The sequence below is a fragment of the Mixta hanseatica genome (assembly GCF_023517775.1).
Classification (GTDB): Bacteria; Pseudomonadota; Gammaproteobacteria; order Enterobacterales; family Enterobacteriaceae; genus Mixta; species Mixta hanseatica.
The window spans coordinates 855,641-882,301 of the sequence record NZ_CP082904.1 but is presented as its reverse complement, the minus strand read 5'-3'; the positions used below and the strand labels follow the sequence as shown (position 1 = coordinate 882,301).

At 53.4% G+C, this 26,661-nt stretch carries 24 protein-coding genes; 12 read left to right on the top strand and 12 right to left on the bottom strand.

Annotation, left to right across the window (positions count from 1 at the left end; translation table 11 throughout):
* The first annotated feature begins 218 nt into the window (after positions 1–218).
* A complete protein-coding gene (locus K6958_RS04110) occupies positions 219–410 on the top strand; it encodes a hypothetical protein (protein ID WP_249893474.1) in 192 nt (63 codons plus the stop codon).
* 122 nt (positions 411–532) lie between these two features.
* Here the strand turns inward: K6958_RS04110 and K6958_RS04105 are convergent, their stop codons facing one another.
* The 6 genes from K6958_RS04105 to pdhR form a co-directional block, all read right to left on the bottom strand.
* Entirely contained in the window at positions 533–1,036 is a 504-nt protein-coding gene (locus K6958_RS04105; RefSeq protein ID WP_277614716.1) for a phenolic acid decarboxylase, read from the bottom strand.
* Between the two features lie 525 nt (positions 1,037–1,561).
* Positions 1,562–2,710: an acyltransferase family protein gene (locus K6958_RS04100; RefSeq protein ID WP_249893473.1), complete on the bottom strand. Its 1,149-nt coding sequence runs from the start codon at positions 2,708–2,710 to the stop codon at positions 1,562–1,564.
* 433 nt (positions 2,711–3,143) lie between these two features.
* Positions 3,144–4,568, bottom strand: coding sequence for a dihydrolipoyl dehydrogenase (gene lpdA / locus K6958_RS04095; RefSeq protein WP_249893472.1), 1,425 nt, complete (start codon positions 4,566–4,568; stop codon positions 3,144–3,146).
* 220 nt (positions 4,569–4,788) lie between these two features.
* Positions 4,789–6,696, bottom strand: coding sequence for a pyruvate dehydrogenase complex dihydrolipoyllysine-residue acetyltransferase (gene aceF, locus K6958_RS04090; RefSeq protein ID WP_249893471.1), 1,908 nt, complete (start codon positions 6,694–6,696; stop codon positions 4,789–4,791).
* 13 nt (positions 6,697–6,709) lie between these two features.
* Positions 6,710–9,373: a pyruvate dehydrogenase (acetyl-transferring), homodimeric type gene (gene aceE, locus K6958_RS04085; RefSeq protein ID WP_249893470.1), complete on the bottom strand. Its 2,664-nt coding sequence runs from the start codon at positions 9,371–9,373 to the stop codon at positions 6,710–6,712.
* A 176-nt stretch (positions 9,374–9,549) separates the two neighbouring features.
* On the bottom strand, positions 9,550–10,314 hold the full coding sequence (gene pdhR, locus K6958_RS04080) for a pyruvate dehydrogenase complex transcriptional repressor PdhR (RefSeq protein WP_249893469.1): 765 nt from the start codon (positions 10,312–10,314) through the stop codon (positions 9,550–9,552).
* Between the two features lie 538 nt (positions 10,315–10,852).
* Between pdhR and aroP the strand changes: the two genes are divergently transcribed.
* From aroP to K6958_RS04065, 3 genes are all read left to right on the top strand, one after another.
* The gene (gene aroP / locus K6958_RS04075; protein WP_249893468.1) at positions 10,853–12,208 is read left to right on the top strand and encodes an aromatic amino acid transporter AroP; all 1,356 of its coding nucleotides are present in this window, start codon (positions 10,853–10,855) and stop codon (positions 12,206–12,208) included.
* 165 nt (positions 12,209–12,373) lie between these two features.
* On the top strand, positions 12,374–13,789 hold the full coding sequence (locus tag K6958_RS04070) for a glycoside-pentoside-hexuronide (GPH):cation symporter (RefSeq protein ID WP_249894592.1): 1,416 nt from the start codon (positions 12,374–12,376) through the stop codon (positions 13,787–13,789).
* Positions 13,786–14,760 carry a glycoside hydrolase family 43 protein gene (locus tag K6958_RS04065; RefSeq protein WP_249893467.1) on the top strand — a complete coding sequence of 325 codons (975 nt, stop codon included), beginning with the start codon at positions 13,786–13,788 and terminating at the stop codon, positions 14,758–14,760. Before K6958_RS04070 ends, K6958_RS04065 begins: the two co-directional genes overlap by 4 nt.
* Here K6958_RS04065 and ampE read toward each other — a convergent pair.
* The 3 genes from ampE to K6958_RS04050 all read right to left on the bottom strand — a co-directional run bounded on the left by ampE (position 14,731) and on the right by K6958_RS04050 (position 17,429).
* On the bottom strand, positions 14,731–15,585 hold the full coding sequence (gene ampE, locus K6958_RS04060; protein ID WP_249893466.1) for a beta-lactamase regulator AmpE: 855 nt from the start codon (positions 15,583–15,585) through the stop codon (positions 14,731–14,733). The two genes, K6958_RS04065 and ampE, sit on opposite strands and share 30 nt — an antisense overlap.
* A complete protein-coding gene (ampD, locus tag K6958_RS04055; protein ID WP_249893465.1) occupies positions 15,582–16,157 on the bottom strand; it encodes a 1,6-anhydro-N-acetylmuramyl-L-alanine amidase AmpD in 576 nt (191 codons plus the stop codon). Before ampD ends, ampE begins: the two co-directional genes overlap by 4 nt.
* A 75-nt stretch (positions 16,158–16,232) precedes the next feature.
* On the bottom strand, positions 16,233–17,429 hold the full coding sequence (locus tag K6958_RS04050) for an amino acid deaminase (RefSeq protein WP_249893464.1): 1,197 nt from the start codon (positions 17,427–17,429) through the stop codon (positions 16,233–16,235).
* Between the two features lie 177 nt (positions 17,430–17,606).
* Here K6958_RS04050 and nadC point away from each other — a divergent pair, with 177 nt between their 5' ends.
* The 4 genes from nadC to hofC all read left to right on the top strand — a co-directional run bounded on the left by nadC (position 17,607) and on the right by hofC (position 21,702).
* Positions 17,607–18,497, top strand: coding sequence for a carboxylating nicotinate-nucleotide diphosphorylase (gene nadC / locus K6958_RS04045; protein WP_249893463.1), 891 nt, complete (start codon positions 17,607–17,609; stop codon positions 18,495–18,497).
* Between the two features lie 196 nt (positions 18,498–18,693).
* On the top strand, positions 18,694–19,137 hold the full coding sequence (gene ppdD, locus K6958_RS04040) for a prepilin peptidase-dependent pilin (RefSeq protein WP_249893462.1): 444 nt from the start codon (positions 18,694–18,696) through the stop codon (positions 19,135–19,137).
* On the top strand, positions 19,134–20,510 hold the full coding sequence (gene gspE / locus K6958_RS04035; protein ID WP_249893461.1) for a type II secretion system protein GspE: 1,377 nt from the start codon (positions 19,134–19,136) through the stop codon (positions 20,508–20,510). Before ppdD ends, gspE begins: the two co-directional genes overlap by 4 nt.
* The gene (hofC, locus tag K6958_RS04030; RefSeq protein WP_249893460.1) at positions 20,503–21,702 is read left to right on the top strand and encodes a protein transport protein HofC; all 1,200 of its coding nucleotides are present in this window, start codon (positions 20,503–20,505) and stop codon (positions 21,700–21,702) included. Before gspE ends, hofC begins: the two co-directional genes overlap by 8 nt.
* On the opposite strand, the gene K6958_RS04025 is transcribed toward hofC, so the two are convergent.
* Positions 21,699–22,739: a GMP reductase gene (locus K6958_RS04025; protein WP_249893459.1), complete on the bottom strand. Its 1,041-nt coding sequence runs from the start codon at positions 22,737–22,739 to the stop codon at positions 21,699–21,701. The genes hofC and K6958_RS04025 overlap by 4 nt on opposite strands.
* 239 nt (positions 22,740–22,978) lie before the next feature.
* Between K6958_RS04025 and coaE the strand changes: the two genes are divergently transcribed.
* The 3 genes from coaE to yacG are packed head-to-tail and all read left to right on the top strand — an operon-like array spanning position 22,979 to position 24,555.
* On the top strand, positions 22,979–23,590 hold the full coding sequence (gene coaE, locus K6958_RS04020) for a dephospho-CoA kinase (protein WP_249893458.1): 612 nt from the start codon (positions 22,979–22,981) through the stop codon (positions 23,588–23,590).
* A 4-nt stretch (positions 23,591–23,594) separates the two neighbouring features.
* Positions 23,595–24,338 carry a cell division protein ZapD gene (gene zapD / locus K6958_RS04015; protein WP_249893457.1) on the top strand — a complete coding sequence of 248 codons (744 nt, stop codon included), beginning with the start codon at positions 23,595–23,597 and terminating at the stop codon, positions 24,336–24,338.
* A 10-nt stretch (positions 24,339–24,348) separates the two neighbouring features.
* Positions 24,349–24,555, top strand: a complete 207-nt coding sequence (yacG, locus tag K6958_RS04010; protein ID WP_249894591.1) for a DNA gyrase inhibitor YacG — start codon at positions 24,349–24,351, stop codon at positions 24,553–24,555.
* A gap of 27 nt (positions 24,556–24,582) precedes the next feature.
* On the opposite strand, the gene mutT is transcribed toward yacG, so the two are convergent.
* Positions 24,583–24,981, bottom strand: a complete 399-nt coding sequence (mutT, locus tag K6958_RS04005; protein WP_249893456.1) for an 8-oxo-dGTP diphosphatase MutT — start codon at positions 24,979–24,981, stop codon at positions 24,583–24,585.
* 229 nt (positions 24,982–25,210) lie between these two features.
* Between mutT and K6958_RS04000 the strand changes: the two genes are divergently transcribed.
* Positions 25,211–25,906, top strand: a complete 696-nt coding sequence (locus K6958_RS04000) for a hypothetical protein (RefSeq protein ID WP_249893455.1) — start codon at positions 25,211–25,213, stop codon at positions 25,904–25,906.
* Positions 25,907–26,202: 296 nt separating this feature from the next.
* On the opposite strand, the gene K6958_RS03995 is transcribed toward K6958_RS04000, so the two are convergent.
* Complete coding sequence (locus K6958_RS03995) at positions 26,203–26,658, bottom strand: Hcp family type VI secretion system effector (RefSeq protein ID WP_249893454.1); 456 nt, start codon at positions 26,656–26,658, stop codon at positions 26,203–26,205.
* Positions 26,659–26,661: the final 3 nt, after the last annotated feature.

Here is a 26,661-nt window from a genome sequence, read left to right as displayed (position 1 = left end):
GCTCTCATTGTATAGGGCTTTCCGGCCACCTTTTTTCACGGCGATCTGTGGGATGCTTATGTAGGGTAAGGTGTCCGGTTTCGCGTCGGCCAGCATAGCAGGATTTGCTTCACTTGTTAATGCGTTTACAAAAAAGCAACATTATTTGTCAAAGCTGTTTTCCTGATGCGGCGCCTGCCGCAGCGCTTTCTGCGTCTTTTTAATGATAAAAATAATTTATGGCTACGGCACTATTGTTAAGTAAAAAACGCTTTATGCGGCAACCTTCGGCTTACCGGCTGCGCGGCGGTAAAAACATTTATGGCAGGATATCAGGGAAAGGAATGGTCATGCCCAGCGGTGCAATAAAAAACCCGGCCAGCTTTTATACGGCAGACCGGGCCTATTTGCGGGTCGTTTACAACAGGTGATAAAAGGTTAGCGATACGTCTGTCTCGCTGCGCTCACCGCTCCAGATACTTTCCCTGAGCCAGTTGAGCTCCGGATGATAGATCGCGAAACGCGGCGTGGCGCGAAATATTCGTCGCCGCGCTTACTTCAGATTTTCAGGGAAATTAGCAGGCAGCTCGCTGGCCGGGCAGTTAATCACGCTATCATCGTTTTCGCCCACGTCACGGATAAAGGTCAGCGTCGCGTATTCATCGATCACTTCAGTCGGATAAGCCGGACCTGCTTCACGGTAGCTGGCCATTTCATCCAGATGTTCGTTCTGGAAACAGATGGTTTTTTCCGGGTTGTTCATTACCCAGCGCGGGAAGAAGATGGTGCCGTGAAACACCTTATCGGCGAGGTTCACGCTCAGACTGACGTCTGTGCCGGTAGGCTCCGTCCAGGAGATTTTGTAAACATCGCTGGCAAGGCGCGCCAGGTAAACGTGCTGATCTTTAACCCAGCGGTTACCCACCAGGCCGCTGTGAATACGATAATCTATCGTTTCATTATTTTTAACGTAGATTTCATAATTCCAGCCATTGTCGTAGGTGTAAACAAGGTGTTTGCCGACTAAACCGCTCATGTCATGTTTATCGAAACTCATAAAATTTACTCCTTTTGGTTTTGGTGGACGAATAAATTATAGCTCATTGAAAAATCAAGCTCGGAATAAATATAAAAAGCTTTGCCTTATATCAAAAAAGATAACGTGTAGACAGCAGATGAAAAAATATTCTTGATAATTATTGCGGAACAAGCAATGTTTTATCTTATATTTATGTCAACTCAATACAGAGCTGACCCGTTACGGATAACATTAAAAGTAAAGTTTAGCTTTGCGTGCCATTTAATATAAACACACGAATAGAAATATTATTTTTAGCCCAGCTCCAGCAAATATCAATATTGCGTCACCGGTTAATAATTAAATAACCAGGCTTTTTTAACCTTTGGGCAATTATTTTAGATTATATTTTTTTCCTGTCAGGTAAGGGCGAAAATCATGCCGTATTTGGTGCGACTCTTTCCTATGTCCAGGAAGCAAGAAACATCCAGCGTCCAGCGCCTTCCGCTTTGTGCTGCCGCGCTATCCCCGTTGATGCGGGAATAGCGCGGCAGCACAGGTGTTTTACCCTGCTAAATCCTGTGCAGCTGGCCGGGGAGCCGGCACGCGTTTGCCCAGCTGAATACCCGGTTTTTCCACAAAGCGATACAGTAAAGTGGCAATACCATAGGTAAGCGGCAGGCAAATGCCACAGATAATGGCAAACCGCAGCGGCGCGCTTAAGGCATCCATATTGTAATCCCGCAACAGCAGTGCGATAGCAGGCACGACAATCAGCAAATGCACCAGATAAACCGAGTAGGATACATCCCCCAGCCAGGTACTGATACGATGCGTCAGAATGGCGCGCGGCAACGCGATGACTTTTGCCATCAGCGTATCAGGTCGATGCTGCCAAAGCACCGCCGTCATGCCGATAATCATGCCCGCCTCAAAAACAATCTGCAATTTACTGACGCCAATAGCGATAATCGTACTGACTACGGGTGCGATTAACGCCAGCAGCAAATAACCCAGCTGTTTTTTACGTACCGCTTCCGCCATCAGCATGCCGGCAATAAACATATGCAGCTTAATAAGGATCATCGACGGCATAATAAAGGCTTCATAATATCCCGCCAGCGCAAAGCGACCGATGGTGCATATTAGCATCGCCAGCAACAGCGTTCGCACATATCCGATACGCAGCGTTAACAGCATAATAAACGGGAACAGCATATAAAATTGCATTTCCAGCCCGATACTCCAGTCAGGAAGCACGGTATTAATGCCATACTCAGGTAATAATCCAAAGATAAAGCTAACGTGCGCAATAATATTAGCCATCGACTGGTCAGAGTAACGTGAGGTCTCCGTGGCGGTCACAGGATAAAACTCCGCGATCGTATCACGCATTTCTCCAAACCAGGGGCCATAGGCCACGGCGATAATCAACAATAAATAGTAAAGCGGAGCAATACGAAAAAATCGTCTAATCCAAAATTTCTTAACGGTACTTGCGCTATTCCACGGCTCTTTTTCCTGACGTTCGATATAGTTTTTCGCCATCAGATAGCCTGAAAGCAGAATAAACAGATCGACGCCAATACTGGGCATTGAAACGATAGGGATCGCGCAATGCACCAACAGGCTGGCGTGACCCAGCAATACCCAAAGCGAAGCGAATCCGCGCAGGCCTTCTAATTCGGTTGACCACCCTCTTGACGTTGACATTTTTACCTCTGATTAAGTCATGTCTTAGATAGAGGAAGGGTAACGATCCAGAAATGCTAAACAATGTTAATGTTTCTTAAAAAAATATTATCAGATAAAACTCAGGAAAATAACGCTAATAACAGGCCCTTATATTGGGTACTCCCTCCAGGAGGGGTGGGGAAATTGCTAATATAATCTTGTAATTATCCAGTCTGACTAAGCAATAAAAGTGACACACTTAAGCCAGAGTAATCCGTAACTTAAATCTGCAGTTTTAGCGTTAAAAAGCGTGAATCTGATGCCTCAACACTGAACCCGCTTACCCATCACCCTTAAGTCAAATAGCCCACCAGGACATCGACCATCACCGCTGGGCCAAAAAAGCTGTTTCATTAGCATAAAAAAACGGCCCCTTTCGGAGCCGTTAGCATGATTAACATCCGCAAAAGCGTTATTTTTTCTTTGCTTTCGGGTTAGGCAGGTCGGTAATGCTACCTTCAAAAATTTCTGCCGCCAGGCCAACCGACTCGTGCAGCGTCGGGTGAGCGTGGATGGTCAGCGCGATATCTTCCGCATCACAGCCCATTTCGATTGCCAGGCCGATTTCGCCCAACAGTTCACCGCCGTTGGTGCCGACGATAGCGCCGCCGATCACACGATGCGTTTCTTTATCGAAAATCAGTTTGGTCATGCCGTCTGCACAGTCAGAAGCGATAGCACGGCCGGAAGCTGCCCACGGGAAGGTGGCGGTTTCATAGCTGATGCCTTTCTCTTTCGCTTCTTTCTCAGTCAGACCTACCCATGCTACTTCAGGCTCGGTATAGGCGATGGACGGAATCACTTTCGGATCGAAATAGTGTTTCTTACCGGCGATCACTTCTGCCGCCACGTGACCTTCATGAACGCCTTTGTGCGCCAGCATCGGCTGGCCGACGATGTCGCCGATCGCGTAGATGTGCGGCACGTTAGTGCGCATCTGCTTATCAACACGGATAAAGCCGCGCTCGTCCACTTCTACGCCCGCTTTGCCGGCATCGAGGTTTTTACCGTTCGGTACGCGACCGATAGCCACCAACACCGCGTCGTAACGCTGCGCTTCAGCAGGGGCTTTTTTGCCTTCCATAGAGACGTAGATGCCGTCTTCTTTGGCTTCAACCGCGGTAACCTTGGTTTCCAGCATCAGATTGAATTTCTTGCTGATGCGTTTAGTGAAGACTTTAACCACGTCTTTGTCGGCAGCCGGGATAACCTGGTCGAACATCTCAACCACGTCAATTTCTGAACCCAGCGCGTGATAAACGGTGCCCATCTCCAGGCCGATAATACCGCCGCCCATCACCAGCATACGCTTCGGCACTTCTTTCAGCTCAAGCGCCGCAGTGGAATCCCAAACGCGTGGATCTTCATGAGGAATGAAAGGAAGCTGAATCGGACGTGAACCCGCCGCAATAATCGCATTATCGAAGTTAATTGTGGTCGCGCCGTTTTCGCCTTCAACCACCAGCGTATTCGCACCGGTAAATTTACCGAGACCGTTAACCACCTTAACTTTACGCCCTTTCGCCATGCCAGACAGACCACCGGTCAGCTGGTTGATGACTTTCTCTTTCCAGGTACGGATTTTGTTAATGTCAGTTTGCGGTTCGCCGAAAACGATGCCGTGTTCCGCCAGCGCTTTCGCTTCTTCGATAACTTTCGCTACGTGCAGCAGCGCTTTAGAAGGGATACAACCCACGTTAAGGCAAACACCGCCAAGGGTGCTGTAACGCTCTACCAGTACGGTCTCCAGACCTAAATCCGCGCAGCGAAAGGCTGCAGAGTAGCCCGCAGGACCTGCCCCAAGCACAACGACCTGGGTTTTAATCTCTGTACTCATCATGACCTCTTAATTGACTATCCGGCGGTCAGACGTCACTTACCTGATTCACAGTACGCCCTTCATCCACCGGGACGCGTTCACCGCAAGAGTTTACAGAATTGTTAACAGACTGCAAACCGCTTCGGCTCAGTAAGATCCCATTTCCCTTATTTCAGCCAGATTCAGCGCGAACAACCTGACCTGTCAAAAGGCCGGCATACGCCGGCCTTTATCGTTTCTACATCACCAGACGGCGAATATCGCTTAAGGTGTTGTTGATGATGGTGATGAAACGCGCACCATCTGCCCCATCGATGACGCGATGGTCGAAGGAGAGAGAGATCGGCAGCATCAAACGCGGCATAAACTCTTTACCATTCCACACCGGCTCCATTGAGGACTTGGACACGCCGAGGATCGCCACTTCCGGCGCGTTCACAATCGGCGCGAAGTGAGTGGTGCCCAGCCCGCCGATGCTGGAGATAGTGAAACAGCCGCCCTGCATTTCGCCAGCGGTCAGCTTACCATCACGCGCTTTTTTGGAGATGGTCATCAGTTCACGAGAAAGCTCAATGATGCCTTTCTTGTTAACATCCTTGAATACCGGAACCACCAGACCATTCGGCGTATCAACCGCCACGCCGATATTGATATATTTCTTCAGCGTCAGCTTCTGGCCATCTTCAGAGAGTGAGCTGTTGAAGCGCGGCATCTGCTCCAGCGCAGCAGCAACGGCTTTCATAATGAAGACTACCGGGGTGATCTTCACATCCAACTTACGCTTCTCAGCTTCGGCGTTCTGCTGTTTACGGAAGGTTTCCAGCTCGGTGATATCGGTTTTATCGAAGTGCGTAACGTGCGGGATCATCACCCAGTTACGGCTCAGGTTAGCACCAGAGATTTTCTGGATACGGCCCAGCTCAACTTCTTCTACCTCGCCAAACTTGCTGAAGTCCACTTTTGGCCACGGCAGCATACCCGGCAGACCACCGCCGGTTGCAGCTGCTGGCGCCGATTCAGCGCGTTTCACCGCATCCTTCACGTAACTCTGTACGTCTTCTTTCAGAATACGTCCTTTACGGCCGGTGCCCTTCACTTTCGCCAGGTTAACGCCAAACTCACGCGCCAGACGACGGATAACCGGCGTCGCGTGTACGTAGGCATCGTTCTCAGCGAACTCATCTTTACCGGACGTTTTCGCCGGCGCGGATGCCGCCGGAGCTGCCTGCTCAGCTTTCGCTGCCGGTGCCGCTTCTTTTTGCGCCGGAGCCGGAGCCGGAGCCGCCGCTGGCGCAGCGCCTTCCACTTCAAACAGCATAATCAGCGAACCGGTGCTGACTTTATCGCCGGTGTTGATTTTGATCTCTTTAACCGTGCCCGCGAACGGCGCCGGCACTTCCATGGAAGCCTTGTCGCCTTCAACGGTAATCAGCGACTGCTCGGCGGTGACTTTATCGCCCGCCTTCACCAGGATTTCGGTCACTTCAACTTCGTCGCCGCCGATATCTGGCACATTCACTTCTTTGGTGGCTGAACCGCCAGAGGCCGCCGGCGCAGTCGCCGCTTCCTCTTTCACCTGCGGTTTCGCTGCCGCTGCGCTGCCAGAAGCCGCAGTTTCGAAGACCATAATCAGCGAGCCGGTGCTGACTTTATCGCCGGTGTTGATTTTGATCTCTTTAACCGTACCCGCGAACGGCGCCGGCACTTCCATTGAGGCTTTATCGCCTTCAACGGTGATTAGCGACTGCTCAGCTTCAACCTTGTCGCCCACTTTCACCAGGATCTCGGTCACTTCGACTTCGTCGCTGCCGATATCCGGGACATTCACTTCTTTGCTTTCTGCCGCAGCGGCAGGCGCAGGCTGAGCGTCAGCCGGTTTCTCTGCGGCCGGCGCTGGCTGAGCATTTGCTGCGCCTTCGGCGTCAAAAATCATAATCAGCGAGCCGGTTTCCACTTTGTCGCCGGTGTTGACTTTGATCTCTTTGACCACGCCCGCCTGCGGCGAAGGCACTTCCATTGAGGCCTTGTCGCCTTCAACGGTGATCAGCGACTGCTCGGCTTCAACCTTGTCGCCAACCTTTACCAGGATTTCGGTCACTTCAACTTCATCTGCGCCGATGTCCGGGACATTAATTTCGATAGCCATTAATCTTTACCTCTTATGCCAGACGCGGGTTGACTTTATCTGCATCGATATTGAATTTGGTAATGGCGTCCGCCACCACTTTCTTATCGATTTCGCCGCGTTTAGCCAGTTCACCCAGCGCTGCAACCACCACATAGGATGCGTCCACTTCGAAGTGGTGACGCAGGTTTTCACGGCTGTCAGAACGGCCAAAGCCGTCGGTACCCAGTACGCGATAATCGCTGGCCGGGATATAGCTGCGAACCTGTTCAGCAAACAGTTTCATGTAGTCAGTAGAGGCTACGGCCGGCGCATCATTCATCACCTGAGCGATATACGGCACGCGCGCTTCTGCTGTCGGATGCAGCATGTTCCAGCGTTCACAATCCTGGCCGTCGCGCGCCAGTTCGGTGAAGGAGGTTACGCTGTAAACATCAGAGCCGATACCGTACTCTTTCGCCAGAATCTCGGCGGCTTCGCGTACGTGACGCAGGATCGCGCCAGAGCCCAGCAGCTGTACTTTACCTTTGCTGCCTTCCAGCGTTTCCAGCTTGTAGATACCCTTACGGATACCCTCTTCCGCGCCCTGCGGCATGGCTGGCATGTGGTAGTTTTCGTTCAGCGTGGTGATGTAGTAGTAAATATTTTCCTGCGCTTCGCCGTACATACGGGTCAGGCCGTCCTGCATGATCACCGCGACTTCGTAAGCATAAGCCGGATCGTAAGAGATACAGTTCGGGATAGTCAGCGCCTGAATATGGCTATGACCATCTTCATGCTGCAGGCCTTCGCCGTTCAGCGTAGTACGACCGGAGGTGCCGCCGACCAGGAAGCCGCGCGCCTGTTGGTCGCCCGCTGCCCAGCAGAGATCGCCGATACGCTGGAAGCCGAACATTGAGTAATAGATGTAGAACGGAATCATCGGCAGGTTGTTGGTGCTGTAAGAGGTCGCAGCAGCCAGCCAGGACGCGCCTGCACCCAGCTCGTTGATCCCTTCCTGCAGAATCTGGCCTTTCTCATCTTCTTTATAGTAAGCAACCTGCTCACGGTCCTGCGGCGTGTACTGCTGGCCGTTCGGGCTGTAAATACCGATCTGACGGAACAGGCCCTCCATACCAAAGGTACGCGCTTCGTCAGCGATGATCGGCACCAGACGATCTTTGATCGACTTGTTCTTCAGCATCACGTTCAGCGCACGCACAAAGGCGATGGTGGTAGAAATTTCTTTGTTCTGCTCTTCCAGCAGCGGCGCGAAATCTTCCAGAGTCGGCAGCTCAAGCTTCTCGGAGAAGTTCGGCTGACGGCTTGGCAGATAGCCACCCAGCTTCTGGCGCTGGCCGTGCAGGTAGTTGTACTCTTCAGACCCTTCTTCGAATTTGACGTACGGCAGCGTTTCCAGGTTTTCATCGGTAACCGGAACATTGAAGCGATCGCGAACGTAGCGCACGCCTTCCATGTTCATTTTCTTCACCTGGTGAGCGATGTTTTTCCCTTCTGCGGTATCGCCCATACCATAACCCTTAATGGTATGCGCCAGAATCACCACCGGCTTGCCTTTGGTCTCCTGCGCTTTTTTCAGCGCCGCATAGATTTTCTTCGGATCGTGACCACCGCGGTTCAGCGCGAAAATCTCGTCGTCGGACATATCTTTCACCAGCTCAGCGGTTTCCGGATATTTACCGAAGAAGTGCTCGCGCACATAGGCGCCGTTACGCGATTTAAAGGTCTGATAATCGCCATCAACGGTTTCATTCATCAGCTGGATCAGCTTGCCGCTGGTATCTTTGCGCAGCAGTTCGTCCCAACGGCTGCCCCAAATCACCTTGATCACTTCCCAGCCGGCGCCGCCAAAGATGCCTTCCAGTTCGTTGATGATCTTGCCGTTGCCGGTTACCGGACCATCCAGACGCTGCAGGTTACAGTTGATGACGAAGACCAGGTTATCCAGCTTCTCGCGCGTCGCGATAGTGATGGCGCCTTTGGATTCCGGCTCATCCATTTCGCCATCGCCAAGGAAAGCGTAAACGGTCTGCGCAGAGGTATCTTTCAGGCCGCGGTGTTCCAGATATTTCAGGAATTTCGCCTGATAGATCGCCGACAGCGGGCCCAGGCCCATAGAAACGGTCGGGAACTGCCAGAAATCCGGCATCAGTTTAGGATGCGGATAGGAAGAGAGGCCTTTGCCGTGCACTTCCTGACGGAAGTTGTTCATCTGCTCTTCAGTCAAACGACCTTCAAGGAAGGCGCGTGAGTAAACGCCCGGAGAAATATGGCCCTGGAAGTAAACCAGATCGCCGCCATCTTTCTCACTGCGCGCACGGAAGAAATGGTTAAAGCAGACTTCATAAATGGTCGCCGAAGACTGGAAAGATGAGAGGTGGCCACCCAGCTCCAGATCTTTTTTCGACGCACGCAGTACCGCCATCATGGCGTTCCAGCGAATTGCGGAACGGATACGACGCTCCAGAGAGGTATTGCCCGGATAGTCCGGTTCTTCTTCAACGGCGATAGAGTTAACGTAGTTGCTGACAGCAGAGCCTGCAGCGACGTTTACGCCGCCTTTACGCGCTTCGCTCAGTACCTGATCGATCAGGAACTGCGCACGCTCAACACCTTCTTCACGGATGACCGATTCGATCGCCTGTAGCCAGTCGCGGGTTTCGATCGGATCCACGTCATTATGTAAACGTTCTGACATGGGGGTATTCCTTATCTGTGTCTAATACGTTGAATTGTCTGGAGCCTGTCTCCCTGCATTCTGCTTCAGTTCAAAATGCAAGGAGACAGGCCCGTCGTTAGTTGCCGCGTATCCCTTTTGTTTTGCCGGGTGGATTGTTTAACCCTGCAAAATCTATGGTTATATCAGTTTACGCGCTATTCCTTACGTTGCTGTAAACGACGCAGGGAGCGTTCACGACGCGTCTGCTCCCGACTTCTGTCCAGCAATATCTCCTCAATAAACGCCAGATGGCGGTGTGAGGCTTCGCGTGCCTTTTCCGGCTCGCGGGCCACAATCGCCTCAAAAATACTGGCGCGATGACTGCTTACCTGCGCCAGCATTTCCCGGCGTGAGTAGAGCAATTCAAAGTTCTGTCGAACGTTTTTTTCCAGCATCGGGCCCATTGAGCGTAGCAAATGCAGCAGCACCACATTATGCGCCGCTTCTGTTACGGCAATCTGATACTGCATCACTGCATCGGCTTCGGCATCCAGGTCGCCGCTTTGCTGGGCATGCTGGATGGCCAAATGGCAATCGCGTATGCGCTGCAGATCCTCTTCGGTTCCGCGCAGCGCAGCGTAATAAGCTGCGATACCTTCAAGCGCATGACGGGTTTCCAGCAGGTCGAACTGGGATTCGGGGTGATCGGCGAGTAGCGCTACCAGAGGATCGCTCAGACTTTGCCACAGGCTTTTCTGAACAAAGGTGCCACCGCCCTGACGACGCAGCAGAAGCCCTTTTGCCTCCAGACGCTGTATCGCTTCGCGCAAAGAGGGGCGAGAAACGTCAAACTGCTTAGCCAGCTCCCGCTCAGGGAGAAGCTTTTCACCCGGACGCAGCGTTCCCTCCATAATCAGGGACTCAAGCTGTTGCTCAATTGCATCCGAGAGCTTTGGTTGGCGAATCTTACTGTAGGCCATTGTCCCTTCTTCTGCCAGGCGCCGAAGTAAATTGGTAATACCAATTTAAAAAAAGTGACGCTAAAGTAACAAAGTATTCACCTTCTGTCTATATGGCATCTGCCAGAAGCGGGGCGAAGATCACCTCACTAAAGCGATAAAAAACCGCTATAAAAATGCGTTATTTACCGCAGAACGCTAAATTTACCCGCTGATTTTTACCAAACCTTACACGGGCTTAGACCCGAATCTCATTTTATGTCATAAGCGAAAGCTATTCGTCTTTATGCGAATTAAATGGCACAAAAAAGAAAAGCCCACGTGACGATAGCAATGTTTTTTATTGGCCGTCGTCGACAGGCAGAGAAAGCAGGTGCATTCGTACGCGCTTAACATTATTCTTGGCGTCGTGGTAGCACCGCAGGCAATTTGCGCTAAACCACCCTGTAAAATAAACAATACACAAAGCGTAACGGTAACCATACAAGCGTACCGATTCACCGCAGGCATGACTGCGCCAACTCTTCAGGGAAGGCGAAGGACAAACACGAGGGTTTTTATGGAACAACAGCAGGGCGATACGCTGAAGCGCGGATTGAAAAACCGCCATATTCAGCTGATTGCATTAGGCGGTGCCGTGGGTACCGGCCTGTTTCTGGGAATTGGGCAAACCATCCAAATGGCCGGGCCATCGGTATTATTAGGTTATGCCATCGGCGGGTTTATCGCTTTTCTGATTATGCGTCAGCTGGGCGAAATGGTGGTCGAAGAGCCTGTAGCCGGTTCCTTTAGCCACTTCGCTTATAAATACTGGGGCAATTTTGCCGGCTTCGCTTCCGGCTGGAACTATTGGGTACTGTATGTGCTGGTCGCCATGGCCGAGCTTACCGCCGTTGGCAAGTATATCCAGGTCTGGTGGCCGGAGTTTCCCTCCTGGGCTACCGCCGCGTTGTTCTTCGTTCTGATAAACGCCATCAACCTGACTAACGTTAAAGTTTACGGCGAGATGGAATTCTGGTTCGCCATTATTAAAGTGGTCGCGGTCGTTGGGATGATTCTGTTCGGCGGCTGGCTGCTGTTTAGCGGTCAGGGCGGGCCGCAGGCTTCGGTCAGCAATATCTGGGCGCAGGGCGGCTTTTTCCCGCACGGCATTAGCGGACTGGTGATGGCGATGGCAGTGATTATGTTCTCGTTCGGCGGTCTGGAGCTGGTGGGTATTACCGCCGCCGAAGCGGACGACCCGTCGAAAAGCATTCCGCGCGCAACTAATCAGGTGATCTACCGCATCCTTATTTTTTATATCGGCTCGCTGGCGGTGCTGCTCTCGCTCTATCCCTGGACCAAAGTGGTGGGCGAAAGCAGTCCGTTCGTGATGATCTTTCACGACCTTGGCGAAACGCTGGTGGCCAACGTGTTGAACGTGGTGTTCCTGACGGCGGCGCTGTCGGTGTATAACAGCTGCGTCTATAGCAACAGCCGGATGCTCTATGGCCTGGCGAAACAGGGCAGCGGCCCGCAGGCGTTGCTCAAGGTTGACCGTCGCGGCGTTCCCTATGTGGCGCTGGGCGTGTCGGCGCTGGCAACGGCGATTTGCGTATTGATTAACTACCTGATGCCGGGCGAGGCCTTTGGCCTACTGATGGCGCTGGTGGTCTCGGCGCTGGTGATTAACTGGGCAATGATTAGCCTGGCGCATCTGAAATTCCGTAAGGCGAAAGATCGCCAGGGCGTGCAGACGCGTTTCCGCGCGATTCTCTATCCGGTCGGTAACTGGATTTGCCTGCTCTTTATGGCCGCGATTCTGGTGATCATGCTGATGACGCCGGGCATGGCCATTTCGGTCTGGCTTATCCCGGTCTGGCTGGTGGTGCTGGCGGTTGGCTACGCCATCAAAAACCGCTCGCAGCGAAGCTAATGATTTACCGGGCGCGTCTGCGCCCGGTTTTCTCTGCGCTAATCGTTACGCCCTTCACACTTTTCTCTTCGCAGTTATTTTGTCCATCTTGATGACCAACCCGTATTAGCCCGGCAATCGTTAAGCCGCAATAATCATTCCACTGCTCAGTGGGAGAATAAAATGATGAACGGCTCTGCGCTTTCTTTTAGAGAAAAGCTGGGTTACGGCATGGGCGACGCTGGCTGTAATATGATTGGCGGCGCCATTATGCTGTTCCTTAACTACTTCTATACCGATGTATTTGGCCTCGCCCCGGCGCTGGTCGGTGTGTTGCTGCTTTCAGTACGCGTACTGGATGCGGTAACCGATCCCATTATGGGCGCGATTGCCGATCGTACCCAAAGCCGCTGGGGCCGCTTTCGTCCCTGGCTGCTGTGGGTTTCCGTTCCGTATGTGGTATTCAGCGTACTGATGTTTACCACGCCGGACTGGAGCTACGAATACAAAGTCGTCTACGCCTTTGTTACCTACTTCCTGATGTCGCTGGCCTATACGGCGATTAATATCCCCTACTGTTCGCTGGGCGGCGTGATTACTAACGATCCCCATGAACGCGTCTCCTGCCAGTCCTACCGCTTTGTCATGGTGGGCATCGCGACGCTGATCCTGTCGCTTACCCTGCTGCCGATGACCGAATGGTTCGGCGGCGGCGATCGGGCGCGGGGCTACCAGATGGCAATGGGCGTGATGGCGGTTATCGGGCTGCTGATGTTCCTTTACTGCTTCGCCAACGTACGTGAACGTATCCGCCCTGCCGTGCCCAGCAATGACGATCTGAAAAACGATCTGCGTGACGTCTGGAAAAACGATCAGTGGGTGCGTATTTTGCTGCTGACCTTCTGCAACGTCTGTCCCGGCTTTATTCGCATGGCAGCCACCATGTATTACGTCACCTGGGTGATGGGACAATCTACCCACTTCGCCACGCTGTTTATCAGCCTTGGCGTGGTAGGCATGATGATCGGCAGTACGCTGGCGAAAGTCATGACCGACCGCTGGTGTAAGCTGAAAGTCTTTTTTTGGACCAATATCGCGCTGGCTATTTTTTCCTGCGGCTTCTACTTCCTTAACCCGCAGGCCACGGTGCTGGTTACACTGATGTATTTCCTGCTGAATATCCTGCACCAAATCCCCTCCCCGCTGCACTGGTCGCTGATGGCGGATGTGGATGATTACGGCGAATGGAAAACCGGCAAACGCATTACCGGCATCAGCTTCTCCGGAAATCTGTTTTTCCTGAAGGTCGGCCTGGCGGTAGCGGGTGCGATGGTCGGTTTCCTGCTCTCATTTTATGGTTACGATGCAGGAGCTAAGCAGCAAGGCAGTAGCGCGCTGAACGGTATTGTGCTGCTGTTTACCGTGATCCCCGGCATCGGCTACCTGATTACCGCAGGCGTTGTGCGTCTGTTAAAAGTCGATCGTCATCTGATGCAAACTATTCAGCAGGATCTGGCGAAACGGCGGGAAAACTATCGTGAGCTGAGCGCGCTGCGCGAAGGCAATGCTTTTGATATCAAACCAGAAGGAACGGCATCATGATCCAGTGGCCCAACCCGTTAATTGAACAGCGAGCGGACCCTTTTATTTTACGCTATCAGGATCGCTACTACTTTATCGCCTCCGTTCCTGAATACGATCGCCTTGAGCTGCGCTGCGCCGAGTCCATTATCGGCCTTGCGGAAGCGCAGCCGGTCGTCGTATGGCGTAAGCCCGATGTCGGACCGATGAGCGCGCTGATCTGGGCGCCGGAAATTCATCATATTGACGGTCAGTGGGTGATCTATTTTGCCGCTGCGCCCAGTCGGGAAATTAAAGAAGGTTTGTTTCAGCATCGCATGTATGCTCTGACCTGTGATGATGCCGATCCGTTAAGGGGAAACTGGCAGGATCGCGGCCGCATCCGTACGCCTATTGACAGTTTTTCACTGGATGCCACCACGTTTCGTCATCAGGACAAGCAGTGGTATCTGTGGGCGCAAAAAGATCCGGCGATTCCGGGCAACTCCAACCTCTACCTGGCAGAGCTGGAAAATCCCTGGACGCTAAAAGGTAAGCCGGTGATGCTCAGCCGTCCTGAGTATGAGTGGGAATGCGCCGGTTTTAGCGTGAACGAAGGGCCTGCGGTGGTTCGTCACGGTAACCGGCTATTTGTCAGCTATTCGGCCAGCGCAACGGATGAAAATTACTGTCTGGGGCTGCTGTGGATCGATGTGGATGACGATCCGATGCAGCCGGCCCAGTGGAACAAATCTGCCCGTCCAGTCTTCACCACCAGCTGGGAGAACCGCCAGTACGGGCCGGGCCACAATAGCTTTACCCTGGATGAGGCGGGCAATGATTTGCTGGTCTATCACGCCCGCAACTATACGGAAATCGAAGGCGACCCGCTGTGGGACCCGAACCGTCATACCCGTATTAAAGATATCCGCTGGGATGCTAACGGCATGCCGGACTTCGGCGTGCCGCCAGCCGATACGCTGTTAAACCAGCGTGCCGTAAATGGTCAGTAGCGCTACCACCACCACAATCACCAGCGAGACCTTTTTGGCTAACGCCACGGCTATCCGTGGCGTTTCCACGCTGTCCCAGCGCTCATCGCGCTCCAGCGAATACTGCGCCAGATGAGTCAATACCTGATACTGCGGGCGACGCACGTCGCTTAAAGCCGCAAACCAGGCTGGCAACGCTCGCTCGCCATGGCCCAGCAGCGCATACGCCACGCCCGCCAACCGAACCGGTAGCCAGTCTACCCAGTGCAAAATACGATCGATGCCGGAACGGGCGCGCTCAAGCGGCGTAGCATGCTTCGCCAGCCAGCTCTGCCAGGCGCGCAGAAAGGCGTAGCCAGTCAGCAGCACCGGCCCGTAAACGCCGCCGACGACAAACCAAAACAGCGGCGCGAGATAAAAGCGGTAATTGATCCACAGCAGCGCGTTTTGCAGCTCTTTCAACGTCTCCTGCTGATTGCACTCTACCGGCATGCCGTGGATCAGCGTAAGCTCTTCCGCCATCGCGCCACAGGCATTGGCATCGCCGTGGCTGGCCGCCTTCAGATAAGCATGGTAATGCAGCCTTACCGAGCCCGCGCCGATACACAGCAGCCCAATGACGATCCAGAATAGCAGTTGCACCACGCCGAAAAACAATCCGCGCAGCGATAAAATAATGACCAATACCACCAGCATCGCCACCAACGTCATGGCGAGGGTACGCCATAGCGAAAAATGACGGCGTCGCCGGAAAAACGGCTCCAGCCGATGATCCAACTGCCAGTGCTCACCCATTTTAAACAGGCGTTCCCACCCTAAAACCAGTAACAAGGAAAAAAGCGTCATGCATTCCGCTCCGGTAAATGTAAGCTGGCGGCATCCGGCAAGCCGCGCAGAAAGCGAGCCCAGTCAAATGCCGGGCCAGGATCGGTTTTACGCTCCGGGGCGATATCACTGTGCCCGGTAATTTGTGCAGGTGTAATCGGATAATGCTGCATCAGCAGATGCGTCACCTCCTGTAAAGCGTGATATTGCGCATCGGTATAGGCCTGCGTATCGGTTCCTTCCAGTTCAATCCCAATCGAGAAATCATTGCAGTTCTCCCGGCCCTGCCAGCACGATATGCCCGCATGCCAGGCGCGCTTATCGAAAGGAACATACTGCACGATCTCGCCATTGCGCCGGATCAGGCAGTGAGCGGCGACCCGCAGATGGGCAATCTCCGCAAAATAAGGATGTGCCGCAGGATCCAGCGTGCCGGTAAACAGCGCATCGATCCAGGGACCGCCAAACTCGCCGGGCGGCAGGCTGATGTTATGCACCACCAGCAGGCTGGGAATCTCCTCCTGCGGGCGGATATTGAAATGCGGTGACGGCACATGGCGAACGCCCAATAGCCAGCCATCTTTTAACTCCATGCCTGGGTCTCCTGTTCGTTTTTTTCCACAGCCTAACATGAATTTGTCACTCTCTTTACATTCCTTGTGCCACTGTTAAAAACAGGTCTCCAGCACCTCGGTGACCTCCAGCTGTTCATTGACCAGACAGAAATAGCGCCATTTATCGAAGGTCAGGCAGGGATGCGACGCGCCAAAAGCGATAATGTCTCCCGGTTGCAGGGAATGTTCCATCGGCCCCTGTAAAAACAGATGCTGATCCATCAACTTAACGGCGCGCCAGCGCGTATCCAGCGCGACCGGCTGTATGGCATCGCCCTGCCAGACGCGCAACGGCACCGGCATATCATCATGTGCAATATCGCGCTTGCCCAGCGCCACAATCACCCTGCCCGGCTCCGGCGCCGACTGCACGCAGGCAAAAATTTCCATCGCGGGCAGCAGCGCCTCTTTCAGCTCGGGCTGACGGGCCTGCACGCCCTGTTGCGCCTGTTGATAAATGCCGTGATCGTGCACCAGATAACAGCCGGGTCGCATTAGGGTAAGAAAAGCATCGCGCGCCTGTTGTTGAGAGAACGCCTGCGCGACGCGGTCGTACCAGGCGGAGCCGGAAGCGGTAACCAACGGCTGCGCCCGGCTAAAAGCCCCTGCGCGTTTTAACGTCAGCGCCACCGTGACCAGGCGGTCAATAAAATCATCCACCTGCGGCTGCTCGCCGCTAATAACCCCTTCATAGCCTTCAACGCCGCACAGTTCCAGCGCCGGTTCAGCCTGTACGGCGGCAATCAATGCCTGGATTTGCGCATCGCTACGGCAGCCGCAGCGCCCGTTGGCGACGCCCAACTCCAGTAGCACCTGGAGCGTTAACTGCTGCGCGGCAAAAAATTGCCCCAGCTGCCGTACGTTCTCAACGCTATCCACCAGGCAGTAAAAATCTATCCGATACTGACGCAGCATGTCCGCCACAATCTGCATATTGGCGCGCCCGATCAGCTGGTTAGCCATCAGGATGCGCTCAATCCCTTCTTTTGCGGCAACCGCGCTTTGTACGGCAGTCGCCAGCGTAATCCCCCACGCGCCAGCCGCTATCTGGCGACGAAAAAGCGCGGGGGTCATAGTGGTTTTTCCATGCGGCGCCAGTACGGCGCCGTAGCGATCGGCCAGGGCCTGCATCCAGTGCAGGTTATGCTCCAGCGCGCTTTGATGCACCACCAGCGCCGGCAGCGAAATATCGGTTAACAGATGCCGTCCGGTCACCGGCAGGCCTTTTTGCGGGCAGGTTAAAGAGAACATGCTGAGCTTCCTTTGCGACTGAATTTATTCACCAATACCCTGGCGCTGGCAAAAGCGCCACCTTTAAAACTCTTACGTCACTTTTGTTTAGCACACTAAACTTTTTTACCCTCTACTGGTACCTGCGCGCCGTTCAGGCTACAGTAAGCCTACGCCAAAAATCATGAAGGGAACCCGATGACACAGCGACGTTATAATCCAGAAAGCCGACGCGCGGCGCTGCTTTCACGTATCGAAGATGATATTCCAGCTAGCGTAGAGCAGGCATTACGCGAAGATCTCGGCGTTGAAACAGATGCCGATAACGATATTACCGCCAGTCTGCTGCCTGCAGACAAACAGGCACAGGCCACCGTGATTACACGCGAAGCCGGTGTTTTCTGTGGTAAACGCTGGGTAGAGGAAGTGTTTATTCAGCTGGGAAATCAGGCACGGATCACCTGGTACGTTGCCGATGGTGACGTTATCGAACCGGAACAGAAGCTGTTTGACGTTGCCGGTCCGGCACGCCTGCTGCTTAGCGCAGAGCGTACCGCGCTTAATTTTGTCCAAACGCTCTCCGGTATCGCCAGCGAAGTGAAACGCTATGTTACGCTGCTGGAAGGCACGCAAACCCGCCTGCTGGATACGCGAAAAACCCTGCCCGGCCTGCGTACCGCCCTGAAATATGCCGTTTTATGTGGCGGCGGCGAGAACCACCGCCTCGGTTTATCCGATGCCTTTCTGATTAAAGAGAACCATATCATCGCCAGCGGATCTATTCGCCAGGCCGTTGAGAAAGCGCTGTGGCTACGCCCGGATGTGCCGGTAGAGGTTGAAGTGGAAACGCTGGATGAACTGGAGCAGGCGCTATCTGCCGGGGCCGATATTGTCATGCTGGATAACTTTACCGTTGAGCAAATGCGCGAAGCGGTAAACATCAACCAGAGCCGCGCGCTGCTGGAGGTTTCCGGTAATGTCACCGATCAGACGTTACGCCTGTTTGCGGAAACCGGCGTGGATTATATTTCGGTAGGCGCATTGACCAAACATGTCCGCGCGCTGGACCTTTCGATGCGCTTTCATTAAATCTTTGCCTGGCGCCAGATATGCGCCGTATTCCCTGCGGGATCGGCTAAATATGCGATCCCGCTTCCAGCTAACCCGTCCTTCGCTGTAACGCCTTCTACTTTTCTCCACGCCAACTTCCTGTTTGTCGATTCTCCCCTCGCGATCCTTTCTGCCGCTGTTTAACGTCGGCAGGTATTCAACGGGAGGGATAACGATGCAACAACAGGGATTTACGCTAATTGAACTGATGATCGTGATTGGGATCGTCGCCATACTCAGCGCTATCGGCATGCCGGCGTACCAGAGCTATCTGCAAAAGGCCGCCCTTACCGATATGCTGCAAACCATGTTGCCTTATAAAACGGCGGTGGAACTCTGCGCCGTTGAGCATGGCGCCACCGCTGGCTGTAGTGCGGGCAGCAACGGCGTGCCAGCCGCCAAAGGGTCGCGCTATGTCTCTACGGTAAGCGTCGCCTCGGGTACCATCAGGCTCACCGGGCAGGAGAGCCTGAATGGATTAACCGTGACGCTGACGCCGCAATGGCAAGCCAATGAAGGTCAGATGAACTGGCAACGCAGCTGTGACAGCAGCAACAGCAGCCTGCAAGATAACTGCCGCGCTGTTTTCCGCTTTGATGATAGTGAGGAGGCAGAATGAGTGAGGCTGAAAACACCCTGTACGAGTTGTGCCGCCGCTATCAGGCGCTGCTGCTAAACCAGGACGCGACGACCATTACCGTTGCGCTGGCAGGCACACCCACACCCGAGATGCTGGAAGCGCTGCGTTTTACCAGCCAGCGCAGCGTACAGATTGAGCGCTGGCCGCAGGCGCGGATGGAACAATATCAACAGGAGGAAAGCGACAGCGGGGAAAGCGTGCCGGAAACCATTACCTCATTAGTCGATCATATTCTGCTACAGGCTTTTCAGCGCCGCGCCTCAGATATTCATCTCGAACCCTGCGCGGCGGGCGTGCGGGTTCGCTTACGCATTGACGGCGTATTGCAGTTGTTGCAAACCATCAGCGCAAACCAGCAGGCGGCGCTGATCGCCCGCCTTAAAATTTTGGGCAATCTTGATATCGCTGAACGACGGCTGCCGCAGGATGGGCAATTTACGTTGCAGCTGGAGGGAACCCAGGCGGCTTTTCGGCTTTCAACCCTGCCCGTTCGCGCCGGGGAAAAAGCGGTGATTCGTCTGCTGCAAAGCGAATCGCAGGATCTGGCGCTGGAAAAACTGGGCATGCCCCCTGCCGCGTTAACGCATTTTCGCCACGCGCTGGCCCAGCCGCAGGGATTGATCCTGGTTACCGGCCCCACCGGCAGCGGCAAAACCTTTACGCTCTACAGCGGCCTGAGCGCCCTTAATCAGCCAGGAAGCAATGTGTGTAGCGTTGAGGATCCGGTGGAAATACCCTTGTCGGGCGTCAATCAAACACAGATCAATCCTCGCGCCGGGCTCGATTTTCAACGCGTATTGCGCGCCCTGCTGCGCCAGGATCCGGACGTGATTATGCTGGGTGAAATCCGTGATGTGGAAAGCGCCGAGATAGCGGTCAAGGCGGCGCAAACCGGACATCTGGTGTTATCCACTTTGCATACCAACTCCACCACTGAAACGCTCGCCCGTCTCAGGCAGATGGGCATTCCAGGTTATCTGCTGGCTTCAGCGCTGCGCCTGATTATCGCCCAACGTTTGGTACGTCGCCTTTGCCCTCACTGCCGCGCACCGGCAGAACAAATGAAGACGCTGCCTACCCCAGGCTGGAGCGGTCAACTACAAACCTGGCAGGCGGCGGGCTGCGATCACTGCTTCTCTGGTTATTATGGCCGACTGGCGCTGTTTGAAATATTGCCGATAAATAGCGACCTACAAACGGCCATTGCTGAAAACGCCAGTAGCGAAACGTTAAGCCTGCTGGCTCAGCGCCAATCGCTTAACAGCCTGTTTGTTGAAGGGCTGAACGCAGTGAACCGCGGGGAAACCTCTCTGGCAGAAGTCTATCGGGTAATAGGCGCGGATCATGGCTAACTGTCGTCTCTGGCACTGGCAGGCAATGAATCCGCAAGGTGAAATCATCATGGGGAGCTGGCTGCTACCGGAAAGGCAGCAAATTATGGCAATAATGGCGCAGCAAAGTCTGCTGCCGCTCTCCTGTAAACGCGGCAGGTATTACCGCGCCCGGGACTGGAAGGCGCAGCAAAAAATTGCGCTGATGCATCAGCTGGCAACTCTGTTAAAGGCAGGCTTAACGCTTTCCGTTGGGCTGCGGCTGTTAAGCGAGGGCGAGCCTCATGCGGGCTGGCGCGCCCTGCTGCTGGCGCTGCAGGAAGAGGTGGCTCAGGGCACCCCTTTTTCTGCCGCGCTGGCAAAGTGGCCGATGATCTTTCCGCCGCTCTATGCGGCATTAATGCAGGTTGGTGAACTGACCGGTCAGTTGGATCGGTGCTGCTCGCAGCTGGCCAGCCAACAGGAAAGGCAGCTGCGCTTACAGAAAAAGGTGATTACGGCGCTGCGCTATCCTGGCTTTATTTTGCTGGTGGCCCTGGCGGTGGCGGTGGGCATGCTGTTATTGGTGCTGCCTGAGTTCGTGGCAATCTATCATGCGTTTAACGCGCCGCTGCCCGCTTTCACCGCTGCCGTGCTGGCGCTGTCCGCTGGCCTGCAACGGCTATTCGTTCCGCTGGTCGTGGCTCTGGCGGGGCTGTTTGCCGCGTGGCGCTATCTACGTAAGCGTCAGCCCGGCTGGCAGCGCCATGAGCAACGCTGCCTGCTGCGGATACCGCTGTTAGCAACCTTGTGGCGCGGCAGCCTGTTAAGTCAGATCTTTACTACTCTCACCTTAACGCAGCAGGCGGGTCTGCCATTGCTGCAAGGGCTACAGGCGGTTGAGCAAACCCTTACGCCACTGCTATGGCGTGAAACGGTGCAACAATTACAGCAGCGGATAGCCAACGGCACACAGCTGCATCAGGCGATCGCCGATAGCGCGCTTTTTACGCCGCTTTGTCGGCAGCTAATCAAAGTAGGTGAGGAATCGGGGTCGCTGGATGATTTGCTGGCGCGTCTGGCGCAATGGCATGAAAACCAAACGCATGAACTGGCGGATACGCTGGCGGCGACGCTGGAACCGGTAATGATGATCATTACCGGCGCCATTGTCGGGACCCTGGTGATCGCGATGTATCTGCCCATCTTTAATCTGGGCGAGGCGATCGGTTAGCGGTTAAAAACGCGGTTCTCCTGCTCCGCCACGCGAATAAAGGTGGTGCGCTTGGTTAACTCTTTCAGCCGCTCGGCGCCTACGTAAGTGCAGGCGGAGCGCAGGCCGCCGAGAATATCGCGTGCCGTGGCGTCTACCGGGCCGCGCAGAGGAAGTTTAACCGTTTTACCTTCGGCTGCGCGGTATTCCGCTACGCCACCCACGTGACGCTTCATCGCCGACTCAGAGCTCATGCCATAAAACAGCATAAATTTTTCGCCGTTTTCTTCAACCACGCGCCCTTCGCATTCATCATGCGCAGCCAACATGCCGCCGAGCATCACGAAATCCGCGCCGCCGCCGAAGGCCTTCGCCACGTCGCCCGGCACCGAACAGCCACCATCGCTGACGATCTGTCCGCCCAGGCCATGAGCGGCATCTGCGCACTCGATCACTGCCGAGAGCTGCGGATAACCCACGCCGGTTTTTACGCGCGTGGTGCATACCGAGCCAGGACCAATCCCTACTTTTACGATATCCGCCCCTGAGAGAATCAGCTCTTCGACCATTTCGCCGGTGACCACATTACCGGCGCAGATGGTTTTATCCGGGCAGGCTTCGCGCGCACGCTGCAGAAATTGCACAAAATGTTCGGAATAGCCGTTCGCTACATCGATACAGATAAACTTAAGCGCGGGTGAAAGCGCCAGAATCGCCTGCAGCTTAGTGAAGTCGGCATCTGACGTGCCGGTGGAGACCATCACATGTTGCAGAACCTGTTCTGGTACGCGCTGGATAAAGGCGCGCCATTCATCAACGCTATAGTGCTTATGCACCGCAGTTAAGATATCAAAGCTGGCCAGTACTTCCGCCATGCGGAAGGTGCCCACGGTATCCATGTTAGCGGCAATAATCGGGACGCCAGACCAGGCGATGCCGGAGTGCTTAAAAGTAAACTGACGGCTCAGCTCCACCTGTGAGCGGCTTTTCAGAGTAGAACGCTTGGGACGAATCAGTACATCTTTAAAACCAAGCTTTAAATCTTCTTCAATACGCATAACATCATTCCTGGGTTTTTGGCGACGATCGGACGATCGGGTGCTGCTGCCAGCTCCAGTGACGTTATCATACGCGCTAAAAACGCGCGTACAAGACTGCGAAAACAGCTTTAAGTACGCTACAATCCGCTAAATTTACCTGAAGATAGTTAATGTGATCGCCATTGCAAAATGGATTACCGCCGCTAAAGGTTTATAGCGGACAGCCCGGCGTTTACAGGCGAAGCAGGAACTGAGAGATGCCTTACACAGTTGCGCTGACCGGTGGAATCGGCAGTGGAAAAAGTACCGTTGCCGCAGCGTTTGCCGCGTATGGTGTAGAAATTATCGATGCGGATATCATTGCCCGTCAGGTGGTAGAGCCAGGCCAGCCCGCGCTGAGCGAAATCGCAACGCGCTTCGGTCCGGCAATGCTTCATGCGGACGGTACGCTAAATCGTGCCGCGCTGCGTCAGACTATCTTTAACTCTCCGGCTGATAAAACCTGGTTAAATCAGTTATTACATCCATTGATCCACGCTGAGACGCGTCAACAGCTGGCAGCGGCCCGCTCGCCCTGGTGCCTGTGGGTTGTGCCGCTGCTGGTGGAAAACCGCCTGGAAAAGCTGGCCGATCGCGTACTGGTGGTGGACGTCGAACCTGAGGTTCAAATTGAACGGACCATGGTACGGGATGGGATTACGCGCGAACAGGCTGAAAAAATTATTGCGGCTCAGGCCACGCGCGCGGCGCGACTGGCCGTAGCGGATGACATCATTGAAAACAGCGGGCAGCCTCATGAGGTGTTACCGCTGGTCGCCGAACTGAATCAGCGTTATCTGGCGCTGGCCGGGGCGATAAAACAGGATTAACAGCATGAGTAAAATCGTTCTTTTCGAACATCCGTTAAATGAGAAAATGCGTACCTGGCTAAGAATTGAGTTTTTGCTTCAGCAGCTCCAGGCCAGCGTCGATATCACCGATCACCTTAGCGCCCTGACATTTTTCCGCAATATCAGCGAGCTGTTAGATGTTTTTGAGCGCGGGGAGCTGCGTACCGAAATTTTAAAAGAGCTGGAGCGTCAGCAGCAAAAACTGCTGGCATGGAGCGATGTACCGGGCGTGGACACAGAGCGCGTAGAGGCGCTGCGCCAGCAGTTAAAATCGCGCGCCAGCGAGCTAATGGCGGCGCCGCGTATCGGTCAGGCTTTGCGTGAAGATCGTCTTATAGCACTGGTGCGCCAGCGTTTGAGCATTCCTGGCGGCTGTTGCAGTTTTGATTTGCCGACGCTGCACGTCTGGCTACATCTCGACCAGTCGCTGCGAGATACACAGGTCGCCAGCTGGATGGCAACGCTGGATCCACTACGTCAGGCGTTGTTTATGATTCTGGAATTGATTCGTCAGTCCGGCGTTTTCCGCCATCAAACCAGCCTGAACGGCTTTTATCAGGATAACGCTGAAGGCGCGGATTTGCTGCGTCTGCAGCTGGCACTGGAAGCCAGTCTTTACCCGCAGGTTTCGGGCCACAAGACCCGCTATGCGATTCGTTTTTTACCACTTGATAGCGAACGTGGCGAAATCCCGGCACGTCTCGATTTCGAGCTGGCCTGTTGTTAGAGGTGCAATGATGAACAATGATATTACTAAGGTCGCCTGCCCTACCTGCGGCAAGATGGTTATCTGGGGGGAACAAAGCCCGTTTCGTCCCTTCTGTAGCAAGCGTTGCCAGTTAATCGATTTGGGCGAATGGGCTGCTGAAGAGAAACGCATCGCCAGCAGTAACGATCTGTCAGATAGCGATGACTGGAGCGAAGAGGATATTCCTCGCCACTAAGATTCAGGGCAGCGAGGCTGCCCATAATTACGCGCGCGCTTCGGCCAGCAGGCGCGCCACCAGTTTGTGATTCGCTGGCGGGAATTCGTCCGCGATCAGCTCACGCTGCGGCACCCAGCGCTGCGGCTGCCCTTCCCGCCCCCACGGTTCACCCTGCCATTGTTCAACCAGAAAGAAGTGCAGCGTTACGCGCACATCCTGATAGGTATGATCGGCATTGCCAAACGCGGTGGCCGCGATGACGGCGATGCCGGTCTCTTCCAGCAGCTCACGTTTAAGCGCCTGCTCAGGCGTTTCGCCCGGCTCAATTTTTCCACCCGGGAATTCCCACATATTCGCCATATGCGAACTGGCCGGACGGCGCGTCAGAAAGATTTCCTGCTGTGCATTACGGATGATGCCAACAGCGACCTGAAGATGTTTCATTTTCGCATCCTTGTTAATGGAATGAGGGGCAGTATAGCCTGATTTTGTTACGCTTTATACCGTCCCGGCATCAGTTACGGGCGGCTTATCTCGCCCCTCCACCGCCCTGTTCGTTGCTCTTTCTGCTATTTAACGCCACGCCAAATGGGCCTCGTTAACTGGTTAATTAATGCGCAACTGTTTTTAAGCGGTATAATGCCAGCGTTTATTTTATTATGGATGATACACAATGAATGTTTCGCTTTATTTAAAATGGCAATTGCTCGCTGAGAGGAAAATAGCGCAATCGTTGGAAAAAGGCATCCAGCAATCTTTGATTTCCGCCGGAAAAACGCTGGATGATATTTATCATGGTGCGGAGCGTATCTCCTGGTACTCAAGCTGCTTTATTGATAAACATCATGATGTTTGCCGGCAGTTAAAGTCAGAAGATGTGAGGATGATAAAAGCCCTGAAAGAGTTATACAAAAGGAAAGATGTCATCCTTGATATTTTCATTTACTATATCGATTATCTTTTTCAACAAGCTAGTCATTACTTATTACAAGAATCCGTCATAAAAACATCAGGACTTATTTCTGACACAGTCAATGATAAAGCAACAAAATACGTCCTGTCATATACGCTAGCGAAAATTTTACTTGGATCTTCAGATTTTCACCTCACCAAAAGAATCAGATTAAACAAGAATTTGTATACTGGCTTCAGTGTATTCCAATTTTATGGAAAGGTCCAAAAGGCAGCCATGGCCGCCCGTCGCCTGAAAGAAATAGACTATTGTTTCTACAAAATCCTTTATAGTAAAAATATTGAAATGCTTTATATATATGTTGAGCCGGTTATGAGCAAAATTATCGATCGGGTACAAGAGGGCTCCCCTATAACGACGGAAGATTTAATAAAAATAGTTAAGGGTTATAAATAATGCTAATGGCCATTTTAAGGTTTTTTAAAGTTACTTTTTTTAAATACTTCATAGAAGACTGCCTTCCTGTTTTATTATTGATTTTCCTGGGCGCTATTTATTGCGCTTATTTTATGGAATACTGGGGAACGCTAATGTTGCTATCACTATTTTTAGTCATCCATTTATGTGTGAAAATAGTTAAATGGATAGAGAAATAGCCAGCCGGAGAGATTTAACAACAGTAACTATCCCAGCACTTTGTTGGCACTGGGCTAAATTAGATATAAAGCTCATTCACTAAGGGCAAGCGCTAGTCAAAAAACCGAGCGGTGGTTTTTTATATCCCAGCCGTAGCGGGTTTCCGCGCCCTTCCCGCCTCTGGCCGTTTGCTCCCAGTATTGCATTTTCACCCTGTCCGCCTCAAATTCATATTCAACGCTGGGCAGCTCGCCGCTGTCATTTAATACCATCTGCGCTACAAAAACATTCTCCAGCGTAATGCGGTAATATTCGATGGCGCCAAAACCCGCCTTACAGGCTGACAGCTCGACTTTACGGATGCGATTGCCGTTAGAAGCGTAGAGAAGCATCACCGGCGTAGCTTTATCAATCAGCGTATGGACCGTTAAATTTTGATAATTAACTAACGCATTGCTTGCCGCGCCGCGCCTGTTTCCCCAGCTATAAGAAAGCACATCTATCCAACCCATATGATGCGCGTCCTGAGATTCCCCGGTGATGTGATCCACGTTGAGATAAAGGCTGCTCATGCT

Excerpts from the sequence above, each read along its gene's own strand:
- coaE (WP_249893458.1), top strand. The coding sequence starts at position 22,979 with ATGCCTTACACAGTTGCGCTGACCGGTGGAATCGGCAGTGGAAAAAGT.
- mutT (WP_249893456.1), bottom strand. The coding sequence starts at position 24,981 with ATGAAACATCTTCAGGTCGCTGTTGGCATCATCCGTAATGCACAGCAG.
- gspE (WP_249893461.1), top strand. The coding sequence starts at position 19,134 with ATGAGTGAGGCTGAAAACACCCTGTACGAGTTGTGCCGCCGCTATCAG.
- aceF (WP_249893471.1), bottom strand. The coding sequence starts at position 6,696 with ATGGCTATCGAAATTAATGTCCCGGACATCGGCGCAGATGAAGTTGAA.
- K6958_RS03995 (WP_249893454.1), bottom strand. The coding sequence starts at position 26,658 with ATGAGCAGCCTTTATCTCAACGTGGATCACATCACCGGGGAATCTCAG.
- K6958_RS04100 (WP_249893473.1), bottom strand. The coding sequence starts at position 2,710 with ATGTCAACGTCAAGAGGGTGGTCAACCGAATTAGAAGGCCTGCGCGGA.
- ampD (WP_249893465.1), bottom strand. The coding sequence starts at position 16,157 with ATGGAGTTAAAAGATGGCTGGCTATTGGGCGTTCGCCATGTGCCGTCA.
- aroP (WP_249893468.1), top strand. The coding sequence starts at position 10,853 with ATGGAACAACAGCAGGGCGATACGCTGAAGCGCGGATTGAAAAACCGC.
- K6958_RS04070 (WP_249894592.1), top strand. The coding sequence starts at position 12,374 with ATGAACGGCTCTGCGCTTTCTTTTAGAGAAAAGCTGGGTTACGGCATG.
- ampE (WP_249893466.1), bottom strand. The coding sequence starts at position 15,585 with ATGACGCTTTTTTCCTTGTTACTGGTTTTAGGGTGGGAACGCCTGTTT.
- K6958_RS04105 (WP_277614716.1), bottom strand. The coding sequence starts at position 1,036 with ATGAGTTTCGATAAACATGACATGAGCGGTTTAGTCGGCAAACACCTT.
- K6958_RS04065 (WP_249893467.1), top strand. The coding sequence starts at position 13,786 with ATGATCCAGTGGCCCAACCCGTTAATTGAACAGCGAGCGGACCCTTTT.
- K6958_RS04025 (WP_249893459.1), bottom strand. The coding sequence starts at position 22,739 with ATGCGTATTGAAGAAGATTTAAAGCTTGGTTTTAAAGATGTACTGATT.
- K6958_RS04110 (WP_249893474.1), top strand. The coding sequence starts at position 219 with ATGGCTACGGCACTATTGTTAAGTAAAAAACGCTTTATGCGGCAACCT.
- hofC (WP_249893460.1), top strand. The coding sequence starts at position 20,503 with ATGGCTAACTGTCGTCTCTGGCACTGGCAGGCAATGAATCCGCAAGGT.
- lpdA (WP_249893472.1), bottom strand. The coding sequence starts at position 4,568 with ATGAGTACAGAGATTAAAACCCAGGTCGTTGTGCTTGGGGCAGGTCCT.
- nadC (WP_249893463.1), top strand. The coding sequence starts at position 17,607 with ATGACACAGCGACGTTATAATCCAGAAAGCCGACGCGCGGCGCTGCTT.
- ppdD (WP_249893462.1), top strand. The coding sequence starts at position 18,694 with ATGCAACAACAGGGATTTACGCTAATTGAACTGATGATCGTGATTGGG.
- pdhR (WP_249893469.1), bottom strand. The coding sequence starts at position 10,314 with ATGGCCTACAGTAAGATTCGCCAACCAAAGCTCTCGGATGCAATTGAG.
- K6958_RS04000 (WP_249893455.1), top strand. The coding sequence starts at position 25,211 with ATGAATGTTTCGCTTTATTTAAAATGGCAATTGCTCGCTGAGAGGAAA.
- aceE (WP_249893470.1), bottom strand. The coding sequence starts at position 9,373 with ATGTCAGAACGTTTACATAATGACGTGGATCCGATCGAAACCCGCGAC.
- yacG (WP_249894591.1), top strand. The coding sequence starts at position 24,349 with ATGAACAATGATATTACTAAGGTCGCCTGCCCTACCTGCGGCAAGATG.
- zapD (WP_249893457.1), top strand. The coding sequence starts at position 23,595 with ATGAGTAAAATCGTTCTTTTCGAACATCCGTTAAATGAGAAAATGCGT.
- K6958_RS04050 (WP_249893464.1), bottom strand. The coding sequence starts at position 17,429 with ATGTTCTCTTTAACCTGCCCGCAAAAAGGCCTGCCGGTGACCGGACGG.